Origin of the sequence: Psychrobacter sp. YGAH215 (assembly GCF_007280595.1) — a bacterium.
GTDB lineage: Bacteria > Pseudomonadota > Gammaproteobacteria > Pseudomonadales > Moraxellaceae > Psychrobacter > Psychrobacter faecalis.
In genome coordinates, this window is the sequence record NZ_VKLR01000010.1 from 62,018 (window position 1) to 82,544 (window position 20,527).

Sequence of the window (20,527 nt, forward strand, 5' to 3'; positions counted from 1 at the left end):
TTATGACATGGTTATTTTGTTATGGATACTTTGTTTTTTATCATTGCGTTTTTATTATTTACGTAACACTGTTGAGTATCGTTATGCCCCAATCTCGTACCAATCTAAACCCAAAACCCAAACAGGATTCTCCTTATTTAGTTGGCGTCATGTTGCGCTACAGTACTTTTGCCGCTGCGACCCTGCTGTTTATAGCAGGGCTGTTATTGATGAATTGGTGGCTGATTATTCTTGGCGGATTGGGTGTGGGTTTGGGGATTTATGATGTCATACAGGCAAAGCATGCCATCTTAAGAAACTATCCAGTCGCCGGGCATATTCGCTATGTGCTTGAAGATTTTCGCCCTGAAATTCGCCAGTATTTATTAGAAAATGACAAAGAACAAGTGCCGTTTTCACGCCAGCAGCGCGCACTGGTGTATCAACGAGCCAAAAACGTCAGTGATACCAATGCTTTTGGTACGCTTGATAATTTATACGCGCACGGTAAAGAATGGTTTTTGCAATCAGCGGTCAGCCAACCGTTAGAAAATAAAGACTTTCGTATTATCGTGGGCGGTGAGCGCTGTCAACAGCCGTATGATATGTCGGTATTTAATATCTCAGCGATGAGCTTTGGGAGTTTATCGGCCAATGCCATTATGGCGCTTAATCAAGGCGCTAAATTGGGCGGCTTTACTCATGATACTGGCGAAGGCGCCATCAGCCCTTATCATCGTAAGTTTGGTGGCGATTTAATCTGGGAGCTGGGCACCGGTTATTTTGGCTGCCGTGATGAGCTTGGCAATTTTGATCCGCAGTCCTTTGCCGAACAGGCAACCGATCCGCAAGTAAAAATGATTGAGATTAAACTCTCACAAGGTGCAAAACCTGGTCAAGGCGGCGTACTGCCAGCAGAAAAAATCACGCAAGAGATTGCCGATACGCGCCACGTACCGATGGGCAAAGACTGCGTGTCGCCCTCGTCACACAGTGCTTTTAGCACGCCGCGCGAGTTGGTGACTTTTTGGCAGCAGCTGCGTGATTTATCAGGTGGCAAGCCCGTCGGCTTTAAGCTGTGTGTCGGTCAGCCGTGGCAGTTTATGGCAATCGTAAAAGCCATGATAGAGGTGGACAATTACCCTGACTTTATCATCATTGACGGCGCAGAAGGCGGTACAGGTGCAGCGCCCGTTGAATTTATGGACAACGTCGGTATGCCGATGGTTGAAGGCTTTATGCTCGTGCATAATACTTTGGTTGGTGCGGGTATTCGCGATAAGATTAAGCTTGGCGTTAGTGGTAAAATCGTCTCAGGCTTTGATATTGCGCGTATGATTGCGTTGGGTGCTGACTGGTGTAACTCGGCGCGCGGCTTTATGTTTGCCGTTGGTTGTATCCAATCGCGCTCATGTCATACCAACACTTGCCCGACTGGCGTTGCTACCCAAGACCCGTATCGCCAAAAAGCTCTTGATGTACCAAGTAAAGCTGAGCGCGTGGCAAGTTTTCATAAAAATACGCTAAAATCACTTGCCAGTATCGTTGGTGCGGTTGGTCTTCAGCATCCAAGCCAATTACAGCCGTATCATATCGCCCGCCGTTTAGACGATGGCCAGATTAAGCTGTTATCGAAGTTTTTTTACTTTGCCGACCAAGGCGCCCTGCTTGAGGAAAATGCTCGCGCCGACGTCTTTAACCAAATGTGGGTGATGGCAAATCCTGATAGCTTCCTTGCCAATAACGATGCGCTGATTGCTTATAACAAAGACTCGCGTGATAAAGGTAAAGAAACCAATGCCCCAACCACCCAGCACCCCGATGATTCGGTAGATCTCATCGATGGTGGTCTGTTAATTGGTAACGTCAATAATACTTTCCGCGAAATTCCGCCATTAGACGACTAAGGATTATGGCGTTTTTTAGACCATCTAACGTTATCCTATAAAAAGATAAGTCATCGATGCCAAGTTCTATATTTAGGTTTCCTTACTCATTGTTGGCGGCAGCGCTGGTTGCATTAAGCATCAGCGCTTGCCAGCCGACAGAAGATAATAACCATGACGCGATAAGTAGTGATGGCAAAAATTGGTCATGTCAGGCGCAAAACACGCCCTTTGCCTATAGCGTTTGCCGTATTGATGCAAAGGCGCTGACCGACACGCGTTATTCATTACAGCTATTTTGGCAACAGAGCGATAGCAATGCTGATAACAACCAGCCGCTACTGACTTTTGATGCTTTACTAGCGGCGCTACCTTCTAACCAAACCCTTAACTTTGCCATGAATGCTGGCATGTATAATGAAAATTATGCGCCGATTGGCTATACGGTTATCGAAGGTAAAGAGCTGCGCGCATTAAATATCAAAGAAGGCGGCGGCAACTTTCATCTGTTGCCCAACGGCGTCATGTGGTGGGATAAATCTGGCAAAGTACAGATTACCGAAAGCAAAACGCTAGACAGCCAGCTCAAAAATGGCAATACGCAGCCTTGGTATGCGACGCAATCGGGTCCTATGTTAGTCATCAATAATGAGATTCACCCGCAGTTTAAGCCTAACAGCACTTCGCTTAAGCTACGTAATGGCGCAGGTGTTTGCAGTGATGGCAGCATACAATTTGTCAATAGCGAGGCGCCGGTGAGCTTTTATCAATTTGCCGCGCTGTTTAAAGATGAATTAAGCTGCCCAAATGCCTTATTTTTAGATGGCGGTATCGCTTCGGCACTCTACGCACCGACTATTGATAAGCACGATAAAAAAGACATGGGCGTGATGATTGGGCTGATAGAAACGAAAAATTAGAAACAAAGAATTAGCAAAGCAAGAGTAAAAACAGAAATTAGAAATGAAAAAATAGCCGCTATATTTTATAACGGCTATTTTTATGCGTGTTTACAAAATAAATAAAGCAAATGATTCTTACAACTGTCCCTTAGCGCGCCAGATAATTGGTCATCTCTTCCACACCATGTAAGGTCATCGGATACATTTTATTGTTGAAGATTTTTTTAATCTCAACGATGGTTTGGGTGTAATTCCAATACGCAGGATTTTCAGGATTGAGCCAAGCGACTTTATCAAAATGCGCCAGTACCCGTTTTAGCCAGACGATGCCCGCCTCATTATTCATATATTCGACACTACCGCCAACCGTCATCAGCTCATACGGCGACATCGACGCATCCCCGACAAATATCACCCGATATTCGCGACCATAGGTATTGAGCAGCTCATAAGTCGGCATCGGAGCGCTGTGGCGACGATTATTGTCTTTCCAGACATAATCATATAAGCAGTTATGAAAGTAAAAAAACTCTAAGGTTTTAAACTCATTTTTAGCCGCAGAAAACAACTTTTCCAATGCTTCGACGTGAACATCCATACTGCCACCAACATCAAATAGCATCAGCACTTTGACGCGGTTGCGGCGCTCAGCTTGCATATGAATATCGAGCACACCTTTTTTGGCGGTACGCTTAATGGTTTCGTGAATATCTAGCTCATCGGCGCTGCCGGTACGGGCAAACTGACGCAAGTTGCGCAGTGCCATTTGGATTTGGCGCGTGCCAAGCTGATTGTCATCATCGAGATTGCGATATTTACGCTGCTCCCACACTTTGGCAGCGCTGCGTTTACGTGACTCACCGCCGACGCGCACGCCTTCTGGATGGTCGCCATAGGCACCAAATGGTGACGTGCCGCCAGTGCCGACCCATTTACTGCCACCTTGATGACGCTCTTTTTGCTCTTTAAGACGCTCTTCAAGCGCTTTCATCAGCTCTTCAAGCGAGCCGTATTTTTTCAGCAAGCGCCGCTGCTCTTCGGTCAGATTTTTTGGATCAAGCTTTAAATCTAGCCACTCTTTCGGAATATCCGTCAACTTTGCGAGCAGCTCATCCATATCAAGACTATCGACGCCCTCAAAATAATCTGCCATAGCACGGTCAAATTTATCAAAGTGACGCTCGTCTTTGACCATACAAAGCCGAATCAGTCGATACATATCCTCGCGACTGGCAAAAGTAGATAGCTCTGGGTTTTCAGGATGCGGCTGCATCATCAGCCCTTGATCTAAGGCCGCGTTTAGGTCAAGCAGCTCACGCGTACTGACTGGCACGCCGTAGGTCCGCAGGGTATAGAACAATTTGATAAACATAAAAGTCGCATCACTTATTGGCTGATAGAGTTACGAGTTGGACTGCTTCATTAGCGTCAATTATGACAAACGAGCTATCGCTTAACGACGCATCATATTGGCAAAACGCTGCAATAAACTCACATCGGCTTCGTTTTTCAGCAGCGCACCATATAGCGGCGGAATAGACTTTTCCCCGCGTAAGTTTTCTTCCAGCTCGTTTTGTGCCATATCATCAGCGAGCAATAACGTTAACCAATCGACCAATTCTGAGGTTGATGGTGGCTTTTTAAGTCCTTGGATGTTACGCAGTTTATAAAAAATATCGAGCGCATCATTGACGAGTTTTTCTTGGATATTCGGGAAATGCACCTCAATGATTCGGCGCATGGTATCTTCTTCTGGGAAATCGATATAATGGAAGAAACAGCGGCGCAAAAACGCATCTGGCAGCTCTTTTTCATTATTTGAGGTGATGATAACCACCGGACGCTGCTCAGCAGTGATGGTCTCGCCCGTTTCATAAACGTAGAAAGACATTTTATCGAGCTCATGCAGTAAGTCGTTTGGAAACTCGATATCGGCCTTATCAATCTCATCAATCAATAACACACTGCGCTCACTGCTCGTAAAGGCTTCCCACAGTTTACCAGGCTTGATATAGTTGCCAATCTCATACACCTTGTCGTCGCCCAATTGCGAATCACGCAAGCGCGATACGGCATCGTACTCATACAGCCCTTGCTCAGCTTTAGTGGTCGATTTAATGTGCCACGTAATCAGCGGCATCCCTAAACTCTCCGCCACTTCTTCAGCCAGTAACGTTTTACCCGTACCCGGCTCGCCCTTAATAAGTAGCGGCTTTTGTAACGTCATTGCCGCATTAACGGCCAGCTGCAAATCATCGGTAGCAATGTAGTTTTGCGTACCGGTAAAGCTTTTTTTCGTTTTATCAGTCGTGCTCATAATACATTCTCAGTTATTAGAAAAAGTTATTAAAATCAGTTATTGTTATCCGTTAAATATAGTAGAAAGCTTAGAGAAAGTCGTTAGCAGATACCTAATTATTTAGATTAGCACAGTGCCATTAATTGCCAAAGTACTCATGCGTTCGTAGTTATCATTGACTGGCTGTACAGCCGATAAATGAGTATAAAAAAAGACACGCAGGGTGTCTTTTGTCTAATAAATATCTACAGCAAAAAGCTTTATTACTCATATCTATTATTTGCGGTCTTTCTTTAAGCTAACCTCAGCTTTAGGCTTACTTAATTCAGTCCTAGCCAATTCAGGTTTAGACGACAATGCTGAATGGTCAAACGACTCTGATAAACCCGCGTCGTCTGCTAAATAATTACCAGTAGTCAATTGGGCAGTCGCTTGCGCATCATCCGCCGTACGGCTGCGAGCTTTATCTAAGCTCGACTCAAACGCGCCGCGAATCAGTTGCCAGACAAAACCCACAAACAAGCCCACGACCAACACCACTAAAATCGGCAGCATATTGGCTATCGCGCCAGCCGTATCTTTCATCATAATCGCATAAACGACACTGATACTCGCCGGCGCAATCACACTAGGATCACCAAGCGCCGTACCAGGCGCGAGCAAGACGGCAAACAATATCATCCAACTCATACCACCAAGCGGGCGCGGCAAAATACGAGCAACCAACAACCAGAGTATCAAAACGATAATGACGCCGCCAAGATACGCATACATAGGTAAGTCTGCGGGTGGCACATCTTTGACCAGTTGCCCCCACCAAATCGTAATCTCACCGAGGATATCACTGATAGCGCCTATCGGTAAGCTGTCTATAATGCCTTTTAACCAATCCATGCGTGTTTCTTTACCTGCGTTTATTACCTGCGGCGCGTAAAGCGTCAAGCGGTATAGGGTAAGTTTTGTCAGACTAACAGTGCGACAAAATACATAATCATCAACTGCACTTAATTATGCGTGTCTAATGGCGATTAGTTTATCATGACTTGCTAGCAAAATGCATGAGCGCAAATGTTTCGTCGCTTTTTTGATGCATTTAAGCGAAGTTTCTTAATTTTAAAAAAAGTTTCTTAATTTTAAAAAACCTGTTAATCGTAGATATTATCCTGCGCTTCACGAGCGCGTAGCTCCGCTTGACGGCGCATGACATCTTGCGGCGGCAACTGCACGAAATACCCTTGCGACTTTAGTTTTGTCAGCACTTCTTCTTTGTCAACGCGCGCCAATTTTGGCGTGCTCGCCAAGTCTAAATGCATGACAAACTGACTACGCCCTAAGCTTGCCCGAAACTCTTTTGGCAGTACACCAAGCCAGTCTTTAATCTCATCGGTATCATCAGGATAATCAGGGCGAGCAATGTAAACATACATATCGTCGTGTTTGGGAAATTTATAAATATCGCAATGCATAAAAACAACCTATCAGAAACTATCGCCATAGATTAGCATATTTGCGGCTGCAATCAGTAGTCGCTTTACGTTTTGCTATGGTAAATCACTGTAAAGTCCGCTAATTTAATAACCTTTTACACATGCTATTTATTCATAAATTTGTCAGCGCTGCTGCTAAAAAGTTGTTTTTAACAACATTATCGACTTTAATGCGGCAGATGGCTTGTAAAAACAGCCTGAACCTTTCATAATAAAAGCGTTTTTCAGGAGAGAGTCTTGGGCATGATATTAAGTGCGCTTATATTTACGAGCTGCGCTAATCACTGCTTGATGACCACCGAAGGCGCATACACCCTGCCAATCGCTCAGGTAAAAGGACTGAAAAACATATGTCATAACTGTTTTACTGCTATCACAACTGCATAGCATTCCAAAACATAAGACATAACAAATCTGGAGAGCGGTAAGGACGGACGACGCCTTACCCACCGAAGGGGAGAAAATGCGACATCATTTGCTTGGGCTTTTTAAGGCTTTGGCTTTAAAAAATCACAATAATGGTTCGTGTTGAAAATCTCAGGTTACAGGACAGATAGGGCTTTTGCTTAAACCGACGTTTGGCGTCTGTTTGGCTGATTGTTCTATTTTTTTGTACGGCCCTTGGTTGCACTGCTTGCGCCCTGCAAGATTGCTACTCACTACTATGATAATGCACATCTGCCCTGCTACTTTGATATTTTACACCTGATTATCAAGTGCTGCTGATGTTCCATAAGGATTTGTTATGACCGACACTCACAATACCAATTCTCACAATACCAGCGCTTCCGCCCCTAAACGCACGCCCCTTTACCAGTCGCACCTTGATAGCGACGGCAAACTGGTGGATTTCTCTGGTTGGGAATTGCCAATCCATTATGGTTCACAAATCGAAGAACATGAAGCTGTGCGTACCGATGCCGGTATGTTTGATGTCTCGCACATGGTCGTTGTTGATGTTAAAGGCTCTGATACCAAAGCATGGTTGCAAAAGCTCCTTGCCAATGATGTCGATAAATTAAAAACCGTCGGTAAAGCACTTTACTCTCCGATGCTCAATGAGCAAGGCGGTATCATTGACGATTTAATCGTTTATCTGATGAATGAAGACGCCACCGAATATCGTATCGTGTCAAATGCGGCTACTCGTGATAAAGACATGGCACAGTTTAATAAAGTTGCCGAAGGTTTTGAGGTTGCTTTAACGGAACGTGATGACTTAGCTATGCTCGCGGTCCAAGGCCCGAATGCCGTTGCAAAACTGGCAGAAGTCAAACCGAGTTGGGCAGATACACTGGCCGCCCTTAAGCCTTTCGTTGGTGCTGATTTAACCGATATCGAATGCAAAGATTGGTTTGTGGCGCGTACTGGCTATACAGGCGAAGACGGCGTTGAAGTGATCATGCATGGCGATGATGCACCAGCATTTTTTGAGCAATTAAAAGCCAATGGCGTTAAACCTGCTGGTCTTGGCGCGCGTGATACCTTGCGTATGGAAGCGGGCATGAACTTGTATGGTCATGATATGGACGACAACGTTAGCCCTTACGAGTGCAACATGGGCTGGACACTGGCGCTAAAAGACGAGCGCGACTTTATCGGCCGTGAAGCCTTAGTAAATAAGCGTCAACAAGCAAAAGATGACAACAGTGCCATGAAGCAAGTCGGTTTGCTATTGACGACGCGTGGTGTGTTGCGTGAAGGCATGACCGTGACCATCAATCAAGGCACGGATAATGAACAAACGGGTCTTATTACCAGTGGCACTTTCTCCCCTAGCCTAAAAAATTCGATTGCTATTGCCCGTGTGCCTGCCAGCTTATCAGATGACGATAGCGTTCAAGTCGATTTGCGCGGCAAAGGTAAGTTTGTCGATGTACGTGTCCTTAACCTACCGTTTGTCCGTAATGGCAAGCAGCAGTTTGACTCGTAGTCATTATAAATTCTATTATTAGCTTTCACTATTTTTGTTAACCATCCTCTATCACTTAGGAGAGAGACCATGAGCAATATCCCAGCAGAACTAAAATACATCGCCAGCCACGAGTGGCTACGCCTAGAAGACGACGGTACGATTACAGTTGGTATCACTGACCATGCTCAAGACCTATTGGGTGACGTGGTGTTTGTTGAATTACCAGACGTTGGCGATATCATCGCCGTTGATGACGAAATCTCAGTCGTAGAATCAGTAAAAGCGGCCTCTGACGTTTACGCGCCTCTCTCAGGTGAAGTCGTTGCCATCAACGAAGCATTAGAAGATGATCCAGAAATCATCAACTCTGACCCATACGGTGAAGGTTGGTTCTTTAGAATGAAGCCTGACAATATCGCTGACTACGAAGCGCTGCTAACTGCTGATGAGTACGAAAACGAGCTGTAATAGTAAGCTAATAGGCGCTAATTAATTAAGCTATCGCTATTTTTAATATTAAAAACACAACTTGTTATGACAGATATTGGCGTCAGCTGGTATCTGTGCGCTTTTTCTTAACATACTTAGCCTTAGGGCTTAATTTAGCATTTGCAATCGCCCGCTCATTTTTGGGCCGTACTCATTGAGCAAAGAATATTAACCACGCACTTCAAGTATCTCGACACACAAACCTGACCACGCACTCAATCCCAGCATGGATTTTCATATGACCCCTGATACTAATAAGCAAACCATTATTGCGACGCCCGATCATACCCCGCAACTGCAAGCGTTTCGCGATGTGGTTGAATCACGCCGATCTGTGCGTCGTTTTACCGATACCAAGATACCAGATGACGTTTTAGCAGATTGCTTACGTTTGGCTATGCTCGCGCCAAACTCGAGTAATCTGCAGCCGTGGGAATTTTATGTGATTGACGATGCTGACAATCGCAAACGCGCGGTAAAGAATTGCATGAATCAAAACGCGGCAAAAACCGCCGCACGCTTAATTGCGGTCGTTGCGCGTACCGATATCTGGCAGGATCATGCTAAGCAAATATTGCGTGAATACCCTGACACGCCCGTGCCCAAAAAAGTCAAAGACTACTACACCAAAGTCGTGGCTATGGATTTCTTACGCGGACCAGTCAACGTAATATCAGCGGCCAAATGGGGCGCAACGCAAGTCGTCAGACGCATAAAAGGTCCGATTAAATCGCCTTATTATACCTTTGAAGACACCAAAAACTGGGCAACCAACAATACTGCTCTTGCAGCCGAAAACTTAATGCTTGCTTTACGCGCGCACGGTTTTGATAGCTGTCCGATGGGCGGCTTTGATGAGCCTGCGATGAAACGCTTATTAAATTTAAGCGACGATCACCATATCATTATGATGATTGGTGCCGGTGAGCGCGCTGATAATGGCGTCTACAACACCCAGTTCCGCTTTGACCAAACTCAATTTGTCCATTACGTCTAAACCGTAAACCGTTATTATTTATTCGTTATTTTAGCCATCTCCTTTATCATCCCTTTTATCAAGGACTGTTATGACTATCTCTCAAAACCCAACGTTTGATACCTTTCAAGGTTTATTCAACGAAGCTGAATTTGTCTATCGTCATTTAGGCTCAAATGATGCCAAACAAGCCGACCTATTAAATGCCGTTGGTTATCAAGATATGGCAAGCTTTATCAATGATACCGTGCCTGAACCTGTGCGCTTGCATAAAGAGCTAGATTTGCCTGTGGCCATGAGTGAACACGCCGCGCTTGCTAAACTACGTACCATGGCAGACGATATCACGGTTAATAAGAGCTATATTGGTCAAGGTTACTCGCCTGTGCGTATGCCAGCAGTGATTCAGCGCAACGTCCTTGAAAATCCAGGTTGGTACACTGCTTACACGCCTTATCAAGCAGAAATCGCCCAAGGTCGCCTAGAAGCACTGCTTAACTTCCAGCAAGTTTGTATTGATTTAACAGGTTTGGAGATGGCTGGCGCGTCATTACTTGACGAAGCAACGGCTGCGGCAGAAGCGATGGCCATGTCGAAGCGTGTGAGCAAAAGCAAATCAAACCAGTTTTTTGTGGATGAGCGTATCTATCCGCAAACCTTAGATGTCATCAATACTCGTGCCAAATATTTTGGTTGGGAAGTGGTGGTTGGTGATTTCGAACTGGCTAAATCAGGTGATTATTTCGGTGCTATCTTCCAATACGTCGGTGTTGAAGGCGATGTAAAAGACTTAACCGATGTTATTGCGGCGGTAAAGAAAAACAAAACTTATGTGAGCGTTGTCAGTGACATCATGAGCTTGGTGCTATTAAAGTCACCAGCCGATATGGGCGCAGACGTAGCACTCGGTAGCACTCAGCGTTTTGGTATTCCGATGGGTTTTGGTGGTCCACACGCCGCCTACTTTGCCTTCTCGGATAAAGCCAAGCGTTCAGCACCTGGTCGTATCATTGGTGTCTCTAAAGACTCACAAGGCAATACCGCCTTACGTATGGCACTGCAAACCCGCGAGCAGCATATCCGCCGCGAAAAAGCCAACTCAAACATCTGTACCTCACAAGTATTACTTGCCAATCTAGCTGGTATGTATGCCGTTTATCATGGTCCAAATGGCGTTAAGCGTATCGCCACTCGTATCCATGCGTTTGCGACTGCCTTTGCTGATGTTATTAAAGGCGCTAACGATAGCAATCTAAACGTCGTCCATGATCAATTCTTTGACAGTGTCGTCGTTGATTGTGGTTCAGAAAAAATGGCAACGCAGATTTTTGAAAACGCCGACAATATTGGCTACAACTTATGGCGTCTTGGCGACACCAAATTAAGTGTTGCCTTTAGTGAGACTAGCGATGCGCAAGATTTTAATGTCTTAACGCAACTATTTGTCAGTAAAGCTCATGACTTGCCAACAGAAGCTCGCGTGTCACTCGATGGCGCTCACTTGCGTAGCGATGACATCTTGACCCATCCAGTCTTTAACTCGCATCATACCGAACATGAAATGCTGCGCTACTTAAAATCGCTTGAAGACAAAGATTTGGCGATGAACCGTAGCATGATTTCACTCGGTAGCTGTACCATGAAATTGAATGCGACCAGTGAGATGCTACCGATTACGTGGCCTGAATTTGCCAATGTGCATCCATTTGCGCCACGCGGTCAAGTGACTGGTTACATTGCAATGATTGATAGCTTGCAAGAGCAACTCAAAGCCATCACAGGTTTTGATGAAGTGTCTATGCAGCCTAACTCTGGCGCTTCAGGCGAATACGCTGGTCTCTTAGCAATCCGTCGTTACCATGAGTCATTGGGCGAAACGGACCGTGATGTTTGCCTAATTCCAATGTCAGCGCACGGTACCAACCCTGCTACCGCCATGATGATGGGCATGCAAGTCGTCGTGGTGAAAACCGATGAAAACGGTAACGTAGATATCGATGACTTGACCGCCAAATGTGAAGAGCACAGCGCGCGTTTAGGTGCCTTGATGATTACTTATCCATCGACACATGGCGTATTTGAAGAAGGCATTCGTCATATTTGTGATTTGATTCATAAGCATGGCGGCCAAGTCTATATGGATGGCGCCAACATGAACGCACAGGTCGGCATGATGCAGCCTGCTGATGTCGGTGCAGACGTACTGCATATGAACTTGCACAAAACTTTCTGCATTCCACATGGCGGCGGCGGTCCTGGCATGGGCCCTATTGGCATGAAAGCACACTTAGCACCATACATGGCCAACCATACGTTGAGCCCTGTACATAATGCGCAAAATGATTGCTCAGCGGTATCAGCAGCACCTTATGGTTCAGCGAGTATCTTACCTATCTCATGGATGTACATCGCGATGATGGGCCGTGATGGTCTGCTAAAAGCCACTGAGCTTGCATTATTAAATGCCAACTATGTTGCCAGCCAGCTGAAAGACCACTACCCTGTTCTTTATACGGGTAAAAATGGCCGCGTCGCTCACGAATGTATCATCGATATTCGTCCATTGAAGGAAGAAACTGGCATCAGTGAAAGCGATATTGCTAAGCGCTTGATGGATTATGGTTTCCACTCACCAACGATGAGTTTCCCAGTTGCAGGCACCTTGATGATTGAGCCTACTGAATCTGAATCGAAAGAAGAGTTAGATCGTTTTATCAGCGCGCTACAATCTATCAAAGCTGAAGCGATGAAAGCCAAAGCTGGCGACGATGGTTGGACATTAGAAGACAATCCACTGGTCAATGCACCGCACACTGCGGCGATGATTACTAGCAGCCAATGGTCACATCCGTACAGCCGTGATACCGCTGCATTCCCACTGCCTTACATCCGCACCCATAAGTTCTGGCCGAGTGTGGCACGTGTTGATGATGCTTACGGCGACAAGAACCTCATGTGTTCTTGCCCAAGTATCGAAAACTATATGTAGTTTTCAAACAACTATAAACAGTTAATATAAAAACAAACCTCCAAGTCAGTAGCCGATCTGGAGGTTTTTATTTTGCCTATAAATTGTCAACGTTTTTCGCTGTTGCTTAGGCCTAACTACCCAACCAACCTTTATCTAAACCACATTCTATCCAGCTCACTTTTACCTGATCTGTAATGTTAGCATTAGGATAAGTAAATGCCCCGCCACCAAGATAAAGCTCATCGCCAATCTTATAGGGTTTTCCTTCAAACAACAGAATCTTTTTATCTACATCCCACGAAAATGAATCATCCGCTAATACCAATAAATATGTATTGTCTTTCGTCGTTAGCTCTTTACTATCCCTAGTCAAAGCAAGACAGTTATTAACAACTGTTAAATATCCAGATACCATAGCTGTAAACCGACCGTTATATTTAGTTGGTGACCAAGTAGCAATTTGCAGAGGTGACTCAACTACTAACGGTTGGCTCACTATTGGTACGCTTGCCAGAACAGACACAGGCTTTTCTAACTCTTGACTAACGCATCCTGATAGCGATAGGACCGCGGATATTAAGAAAAAACGCCCTAGATAATTTGACAACCTTTACCCCTAAAGAGTTAATATAAAAGAACCTGTCTGCCCGTTTATTTTAGTAAACAAGCGTCGGTGATAGATCTTATGATATTACTGATTTGGATATTTTTATGCAACAAAAAGATATGCAACAAAAAGCTTCGAGACAAAAAAGCCGCGTCATTCTGATTCATGGTCTGCATCAAACCGCTTGGATTATGCGGCCATTAGCCAAACGCTTGCAAGTAGCAGGGTTTGATACCCACCAATATGGCTATCGCAGTATGCGTGATGGCATCAAAACCAATAGCGCCCGCCTAAATGACTGGCTAGAAAACCATCATCATCCAGACCAACCGATAGATTTGGTCGGTCATAGTTTGGGTGGTTTAATTATTCGTGATTTCGTTAATGAATATCCACAATGGCAAATTGGGCGCTGCGTAACGCTCGGGACACCGCATTTAGGTAGTGTTTGTGCAGATTATATTTGGCGCTTATCCCCAGTGGTAGTGGGGCGTTCGTACGTCGATGCGCTAGATGGAACCGTCGCGCCCTTACCGGAGCATATTACCTTAGGCGTGATTGCCGGTAATCGTCCTTATGGCTTAGGGCAGTTATTTTTGCAGTATCATAATCGCAAACTTTGTAAGACAAATAATATGCCATCAGCAGAACATCTACTACACGATGGCACAGTATATATAGAAGAGACTAAAATAGAGGCAGCCACTGATCATATTGTCTTGCCCGTCTCGCATACTGGCATGCTGGTCGATAAAACAGTGGCCGCACAAACCAAGTATTTTTTACAACATGGACAGTTTAACCATAGCGAGCTTAAACACTTATAAACGCTATTCTTTATCGCTTAGCGAACATTGATACCCATACCCTGCTGCAACTCGATTTTATGTTCCTCAATCACTGGAATCAAGGTTTGCATCACCCACTCATTGCGCCAACCTTTTAAACCTTCTGGTAATTCGCTTAAATCTTTATCAAAGGCAATTACTTCATAGAGCTGCGCGAGCCATTTTTTACGCATCAAGACATTAGCAGGCACACCGATTTTTTCTGCTTGCGCATCGATTGCTTGTTGCACTGCTTTTGATAAGACTTTGTTTTTGGAGCGATACGGTGGCAGTAGACAATCCGGATGCTCAGCAGGATGCAGGTTTTTGGCTTCTTTAATGACCTTGAGCAACTCTTCACCATAGAGGCGTAACATGCTACGGTGCATCGTGGTTTTGTGCGCAAGCTCGCGCATACTGCTTGGTTTTTCTGTAATAATCTCACGTACCGCTTGTTTTTTTATCACAAAGGTACGCGGCTGATTGGTCGCGCGTGCTAGCTCCTCGCGCCATGTTGCCACTGCTTGCAATATCGCCATCTGCTCAGAGGTATAACGATAATCTGCCATCGTTAGATACATCTCATCATCGGCTACATGCTGCGCGTCATATAAATCACTGGCATAAAGCTGACAATCTGCCCATACATATTCAAACAGCCCTTGTTTTTTTAGCTCATATTCAAGGCTTAGATAAAGCGCTGGCAAAAAACGCACGTCATCTATCGCATACTGCTCTTGCTCATCTGATAGCGGACGCTGTAGCCAGTCCGACTGACTTTGTTCTTTATCGATATGCATATCTAATTGGTCATCAAGCGCCTGCTGATAGCCCATTTGCAATTGGCCAGTTAAATATGACAGGGCAATTTGCGTATCAAAAATATTGGTCAACGGCGGGCAGTCAGACAATAGATAAAAAATCCCCAAATCTTCACCGCAGGCATGCCAAGTCGCCACGTCTACTTTAGCCAACGCTTCCCATAGCTCGGCCAATTGCAACTGCGGCGCATCTAGTAAATACACATGATTGCCAGTATTCAGCTGCACCAGTGCCAAGCGCGGATAGTAGGTATCGCGCTTGATAAATTCAGTATCTAACGCCACCCGACCGCAAGTTGCCAACGCTTCGATAACTTCAGCCAAATCATCCTGCTTACGTACCCAGGTAACAGCCGCGTCATCGGCAGCATCTAACAAGGCATCGATATCAGGCTCGGGTGGCAAATCTGTGGGCGCTACCTCGTCATTGACTGATGGTTTTGATAGCTCATCATCAGTAGCAGTATTATCTAAGCGGTTTGATTGGTTAGAAGTAGTTAAAGCTGTTGAAACATGGTTTGACACGGGCAGATACCTGCTGAAATAGAAGAAAATAAAACGCTAAACCGCGCCTTAATACAATGAAAAAAGAACTATAACAATATCATAAAATCAGATGAACAAAATTTTGTTTTAAAAAAGCAGTAATACCAAAGAGACAGAAATACTACAAAAATGAGCGATTTTGCATGGCTTGCCCAAGGGTCATACTATCAAGGTACTCAAGCTCGCCGCCCATCGGTACGCCTTGCGCCAAGCGGGTGACTTTATTGACATGACGACCAACCGCCTCACTGATAAAGTGTGCCGTCGTTTGACCTTCGACCGTCGTACCAGTCGCTAAAATTAGCTCTTCAACCGGCTCTTGCTTCACCCGCCAGACCAGCTGATCGATATTTAGATCATCGGCGCTGATACCGTCTATGGGCGATAAATGCCCGCCCAACACAAAATAACGCCCACGATAGCCTGCGGTTTGCTCGATAGCCATCACATCGGCGGCGGTTTCGACCACGCATAACAAGCCATCATCACGCCGTGGATCTTGGCATAATGGACAAACTGCCTCGTCGCTAAAACTATGGCAGCGCTGGCATTCGACAATATCACGCATCGCCTCATCAAGTGCTTGCGCGAGCGCCATGCCTTGGGGGCGTTTTTTGGTAAGCAAATGCAATGCCATACGTTGGGCACTTTTTTGCCCCACGCCCGGCAAAATACGTAGCTGTTTGACCAGCTGATCAAATTTGGCTGTCAGCAAAGTAACTTCCTTTATTTAACTTAATTTATAAATCGTAGCTATAAAAATGGGGTCGTATCGTGTCGATAACAACCCCATTTTTGTGGTCAATCAGCAGTTTTTAGCGCTTATAATTCGCTATTTAGAACAGACCTTGCATACCTGGTGGTAAGCCCATACCTGAGGTCGCACCAGCCATTGTTTCTTCATACAGCTCATCCGCTTGACGCACCGCATCATTGATGGCAGCAGCGATTAGGTCTTCAATCATATCTGGCTCGTCTTCCAATAAACTTGGATCAATGGTCAAACGCTTAACGACGTGGCGACCAGTCATAGTGACTTTAACCAGACCACTGCCCGCTTCGGCTTGCACTTCTTTATTGGCCAATTCTTTTTTAGCGTTTTCAACGTTTGCTTCGACTTTCTTTTGCATCGTTTGTGCTTGTTGCATCAATGCTTGAATATTCATAGTTGCCTCTTTTATTTTGTCTTAATGCGTATCATTATAAAACGTGATTCATCACTAAATCTGATGTTAATGGCGATTATACCTTGATCTTTACAAACTGTCTAAACCACGCGCCAAATCTTTGATGATATCTTCCACATCTTCTAAGCCTACTGACAGACGGATGAGACTATCATTAACGCCTGCTTCTGCGCGCGCCTCAGGCGTCAAGCGAAAATGGGTAGTGGTCGCGGGATGGGTAATGGTGGTTTTAGCATCGCCCAAATTATTGGTGATAGAGACCATTTGCGTTGAATCAATCACATGCCACGCTGCGGCTTTTGAATCAGTACCCTTTGAATTAGGGCTAGTCGACGATTTAACTTCAAAACCCATGATAGCACCATAGCCACCTTTCATATGATGTTGGCGCGTTGCCAATTCATGAGCAGGATGGTCGCTTAATCCTGAAAAGTGCACGGTGCTGACGTTAGGATGATTGACCAAAAATTCTGCTATTTGATTGGCATTTCGACAATGCGCTTGCATACGTAATTTCAGCGTTTCAAGCCCTTTAGTAAAGACCCATGCGTTAAATGGGCTCATACTGATACCACCTGAACGAACCACAGTAAACGCCTCTTGCATCAGCTTATCGCTACCGACTAAAGCGCCGCCCAATACCCGACCTTGACCGTCTAAATATTTGGTTGCAGAGTGAATGACCACATCCGCGCCCAAATCTAATGGGCGCTGCAAGGCTGGTGTGGCAAAGCAATTATCAACGACCAATAAGATATCATTGGCTTTACACAGCTCGCTCAGATAGCCGATATCACAAATTTGTGCAAGCGGATTGCTCGGGCTTTCACAATAAATAACCTTGGTATTTGGCCGCACAGCTTTTGCCCAAGCGTCATTATCGAAGCAATCGACATAGCTGACTTCAACGCCAAACTTTGCCATATAGTTATTAAACAAACCAATCGATGAGCCAAATAATTGATTGGCGGCGAGCAAATGATCGCCAGCTTTAAGATACGCCAAACACATGGTCAAAATCGCGCCCATACCTGAGGCTGTCGCCACCGCACGCTCGCCGTTTTCGAGCGCCGCCAAACGCCGCTCAAAGGTGCGCACGCTCGGATTGGTATGGCGCGAGTAAACGTTACCCGTTTTGCTACCATTAAAATGCGCGGCAGCGTCCACCGCTGATTCATAGACATAAGAGCTTGTGGTAAAAATAGCCTCTGAATGCTCGCCTTCATCAGTGCGATGCTGCCCTGCTCGTACGGCGATGGTTTGCATGCCATAATCGAGTTCTAGATTGAGCGCGTCATCGCGCCAGTTAGGGTCTACTTTATTTGTCTCTGTTTTATTTGCATTGCTATCATCATGCATTTGCGACTGGCTCATAAATTTTCCATTGCACTGGTTATTATTAAACATACGGCTTATTTTGACTATAAACAGCATTTGTTCGCGTTATCATAGCATGGCAACTTATTCCAAACAGCTGGTTTCAAAGGCTTGCTAAATATTATTTTTGAATACTAGAGGTTTAGCACTTAGTATTAGGTTTAGCACTTAGTGTTCAGAAATTATTATTAAATATTTAGAATTAACTATTAACGACTTAATACTAAAAACACCGATGCATTTATAAGGATAAGATGCAAGCGCAGACGATGACTAGACGATGTGGTTATCATGACCAAATAACGTGCCGTATCTAACAAAAATAACGTATTTATAATAGGCACAGATGACAACAGCTGCTAAGCTTAGCCGCGCTTTGAATATTGCTTTGAGCGATATTATGATCCGCTTCATAATCAGTGCTATCATCGGTAAAAACAGCAAGCAAAGTTAAGTCCATTATTCACCAGTATATCATTACATTCAGGCTCATTAAGGTATCTCATTTATGTCGATGTTTAGTATAGAACCAAGCAACTTAGCGCTGAGTCTAACACTGGGACTCACCTTAAGTCTTAGTGGCTGCCAAACTTTACCAAAGCAGCCGCATTTGCCTGAAAGCCAAGCTTTATCCGCGCGTATCGACCCTTTATATCAACAAGAGGGTCGCGAGCAAAATAGCAATCAGAAAGACGGCCAACAAAACAGCCAAACTACCAATACAAAAACGGATAGCACTGACTTAGTCGCCGCTATCAGTGAACAGAACGAGATTCACCCTGATTTATCGGGTTATCATCCGATTGTGACAGGTGCCAACGCTTTTGCTTCACGCAGTATTTTGACCAGCATGGCCACGCGTAATATCGACGCCCAATATTATATCTGGCACGATGACCAAGCTGGACAACTGATGCTAAAAGACTTATGGGACGCGGCCGAGCGCGGCGTCATCGTTCGTTTGTTGTTGGATGACTTTAATAATAGCGCCAAATTTGATCAGCATTTATTACGTTTTGCCAGCCACCCAAATATCGCTGTACGTATTATCAACCCATTGATGTACCGCAAATTTCAAACCTTAAACTTCGTGACAGGTCTACCGCGCATCAATCGGCGCATGCACAATAAAAGCATGACCTTTGATAAGCAAATCACCATTATTGGTGGGCGTAATATTGGTGATGAATACCTAAGCAATGACAAAAACAGCCAATTTGCCGATTTAGACGTTTTGCTCATCGGTAAAGTAGTCGCTGACATTGACAATAGCTTTGCCAGTTACTGGTCAGCGCCAATTTCATTTGATATCCAAACCCTTGCCACCCTTGATAAAGGTGAAACCACGGATTTTTTGGAAGGTTTGGACAAACTCAGAGCTGATGAAAAAAACAACAGTAAGAGCAGCTTAGACGTCTATAAAACCGCTATCGAAGATTCCTCTATTGATAGTGACTTAATCAATAAGCGCGTGCCCTTTCGCTGGACTGACATGCAGTTTTTAAGCGATGACGTCGGCAAATTGACCAAGACTGTCCCAGCCAATACCAATTTGGTACATCAGCTGCGTACTTTATTGGGCAGTCCAACCAAACGCCTGACGATTATCTCATCCTATTTTGTCCCCACCAAAGACGGGGTCAATACACTGGTCGAGCTGGCAGAAGCTGGTATTGATATTAAGATCTTAACCAATTCCTTTGACGCCACTGATGTGACCGCGGTGCATTCTGGCTACAGTCAATGGCGCCCAAGCTTATTGCGAGCTGGGGTAAAAATCTACGAGCTAAAATCAACCGCTTCTGAAGAAAAACGCGAAAACAAGCTTTGGAAAGCGCGCAGTCAATCGTCTACCAGCCTGCATGCCAAGACTTTTGCCGTTGACGACTACCAAGTATTTATTGGCTCATATAATGTCGATCCGCGCTCCGCCAATATTAATACCGAGATGGGCGTCATTATCAATGACGAGGAGCTGGCAAAACAATTACATAGTGCGCTCAGCGATGAATTATTGGGTCAAGCCTATGAAGTTAAGTTGTTAGAAAATGGCAGCTTGCAATGGCATACCGTAGAAGCTGGTGAAAAGGTTGTTTACGATTCAGAGCCGCGCGTCGATATTAGTGATCATGTTTGGTTGACCATCATGTCATGGCTACCGATTGATTGGTTGTTATAGATAGCCAATACTTTTATCGCACGACTGTTATTTCATACGCTTTATTTACCCATTTTAATAAACCCCTCTTTATGTGGAT

Annotated in this window: 17 protein-coding genes and 2 riboswitches; of the genes, 8 read left to right on the forward strand and 9 right to left on the reverse strand. The window is 44.9% G+C overall.

Going from position 1 to position 20,527, the window contains the following annotated elements:
* Positions 1-83: 83 nt before the first annotated feature.
* Positions 84-1,886 (forward strand): FMN-binding glutamate synthase family protein, encoded by a 1,803-nt coding sequence (locus tag FOR85_RS05795; RefSeq protein WP_144297105.1) that lies wholly within the window; start codon positions 84-86, stop codon positions 1,884-1,886.
* Between the two features lie 56 nt (positions 1,887-1,942).
* Positions 1,943-2,785, forward strand: a complete 843-nt coding sequence (locus FOR85_RS05800) for a phosphodiester glycosidase family protein (RefSeq protein ID WP_144297106.1) — start codon at positions 1,943-1,945, stop codon at positions 2,783-2,785.
* Between the two features lie 130 nt (positions 2,786-2,915).
* Here FOR85_RS05800 and FOR85_RS05805 read toward each other — a convergent pair whose 3' ends face one another.
* From FOR85_RS05805 to FOR85_RS05820, 4 genes are all read right to left on the reverse strand, one after another.
* On the reverse strand, positions 2,916-4,139 hold the full coding sequence (locus FOR85_RS05805) for a VWA domain-containing protein (protein ID WP_144297107.1): 1,224 nt from the start codon (positions 4,137-4,139) through the stop codon (positions 2,916-2,918).
* An 81-nt stretch (positions 4,140-4,220) separates the two neighbouring features.
* Positions 4,221-5,084 (reverse strand): MoxR family ATPase, encoded by an 864-nt coding sequence (locus tag FOR85_RS05810; protein ID WP_144297108.1) that lies wholly within the window; start codon positions 5,082-5,084, stop codon positions 4,221-4,223.
* A gap of 258 nt (positions 5,085-5,342) precedes the next feature.
* A complete protein-coding gene (locus FOR85_RS05815; protein WP_144297109.1) occupies positions 5,343-5,960 on the reverse strand; it encodes a hypothetical protein in 618 nt (205 codons plus the stop codon).
* Positions 5,961-6,211: 251 nt separating this feature from the next.
* Positions 6,212-6,532 carry a YcgL domain-containing protein gene (locus tag FOR85_RS05820; RefSeq protein ID WP_102076631.1) on the reverse strand — a complete coding sequence of 107 codons (321 nt, stop codon included), beginning with the start codon at positions 6,530-6,532 and terminating at the stop codon, positions 6,212-6,214.
* A 236-nt stretch (positions 6,533-6,768) separates the two neighbouring features.
* Positions 6,769-6,905, forward strand: a riboswitch (glycine riboswitch).
* 52 nt (positions 6,906-6,957) lie between these two features.
* Positions 6,958-7,116, forward strand: a riboswitch (glycine riboswitch).
* Positions 7,117-7,298: 182 nt separating this feature from the next.
* Here FOR85_RS05820 and gcvT point away from each other — a divergent pair.
* The 4 genes from gcvT to gcvP all read left to right on the forward strand — a co-directional run bounded on the left by gcvT (position 7,299) and on the right by gcvP (position 12,922).
* Complete coding sequence (gcvT, locus tag FOR85_RS05825; RefSeq protein WP_144297110.1) at positions 7,299-8,486, forward strand: glycine cleavage system aminomethyltransferase GcvT; 1,188 nt, start codon at positions 7,299-7,301, stop codon at positions 8,484-8,486.
* A gap of 69 nt (positions 8,487-8,555) precedes the next feature.
* Entirely contained in the window at positions 8,556-8,936 is a 381-nt protein-coding gene (gene gcvH / locus FOR85_RS05830) for a glycine cleavage system protein GcvH (RefSeq protein ID WP_144297111.1), read from the forward strand.
* Positions 8,937-9,195: 259 nt separating this feature from the next.
* Positions 9,196-9,954: a nitroreductase family protein gene (locus FOR85_RS05835; RefSeq protein ID WP_144297112.1), complete on the forward strand. Its 759-nt coding sequence runs from the start codon at positions 9,196-9,198 to the stop codon at positions 9,952-9,954.
* Between the two features lie 70 nt (positions 9,955-10,024).
* Positions 10,025-12,922, forward strand: coding sequence for an aminomethyl-transferring glycine dehydrogenase (gene gcvP, locus FOR85_RS05840; RefSeq protein ID WP_144297113.1), 2,898 nt, complete (start codon positions 10,025-10,027; stop codon positions 12,920-12,922).
* 112 nt (positions 12,923-13,034) lie between these two features.
* Here gcvP and FOR85_RS05845 read toward each other — a convergent pair whose 3' ends face one another.
* A complete protein-coding gene (locus FOR85_RS05845) occupies positions 13,035-13,400 on the reverse strand; it encodes a hypothetical protein (RefSeq protein ID WP_144297114.1) in 366 nt (121 codons plus the stop codon).
* 215 nt (positions 13,401-13,615) lie between these two features.
* Between FOR85_RS05845 and FOR85_RS05850 the strand changes: the two genes are divergently transcribed.
* Complete coding sequence (locus tag FOR85_RS05850; protein WP_223808536.1) at positions 13,616-14,338, forward strand: triacylglycerol lipase; 723 nt, start codon at positions 13,616-13,618, stop codon at positions 14,336-14,338.
* A gap of 17 nt (positions 14,339-14,355) precedes the next feature.
* Here the strand turns inward: FOR85_RS05850 and FOR85_RS05855 are convergent, their stop codons facing one another.
* From FOR85_RS05855 to FOR85_RS05870, 4 genes are all read right to left on the reverse strand, one after another.
* On the reverse strand, positions 14,356-15,684 hold the full coding sequence (locus FOR85_RS05855) for an HRDC domain-containing protein (RefSeq protein WP_144297115.1): 1,329 nt from the start codon (positions 15,682-15,684) through the stop codon (positions 14,356-14,358).
* 142 nt (positions 15,685-15,826) lie between these two features.
* Positions 15,827-16,420: a recombination mediator RecR gene (gene recR, locus FOR85_RS05860; protein WP_144297116.1), complete on the reverse strand. Its 594-nt coding sequence runs from the start codon at positions 16,418-16,420 to the stop codon at positions 15,827-15,829.
* 121 nt (positions 16,421-16,541) lie between these two features.
* Positions 16,542-16,871: a YbaB/EbfC family nucleoid-associated protein gene (locus tag FOR85_RS05865; protein ID WP_068404078.1), complete on the reverse strand. Its 330-nt coding sequence runs from the start codon at positions 16,869-16,871 to the stop codon at positions 16,542-16,544.
* Between the two features lie 90 nt (positions 16,872-16,961).
* Entirely contained in the window at positions 16,962-18,266 is a 1,305-nt protein-coding gene (locus tag FOR85_RS05870) for an O-succinylhomoserine sulfhydrylase (RefSeq protein ID WP_190295509.1), read from the reverse strand.
* Positions 18,267-18,777: 511 nt separating this feature from the next.
* Here FOR85_RS05870 and FOR85_RS05875 point away from each other — a divergent pair.
* A complete protein-coding gene (locus tag FOR85_RS05875; protein ID WP_144297117.1) occupies positions 18,778-20,448 on the forward strand; it encodes a phospholipase D family protein in 1,671 nt (556 codons plus the stop codon).
* Positions 20,449-20,527 lie beyond the last annotated feature (79 nt).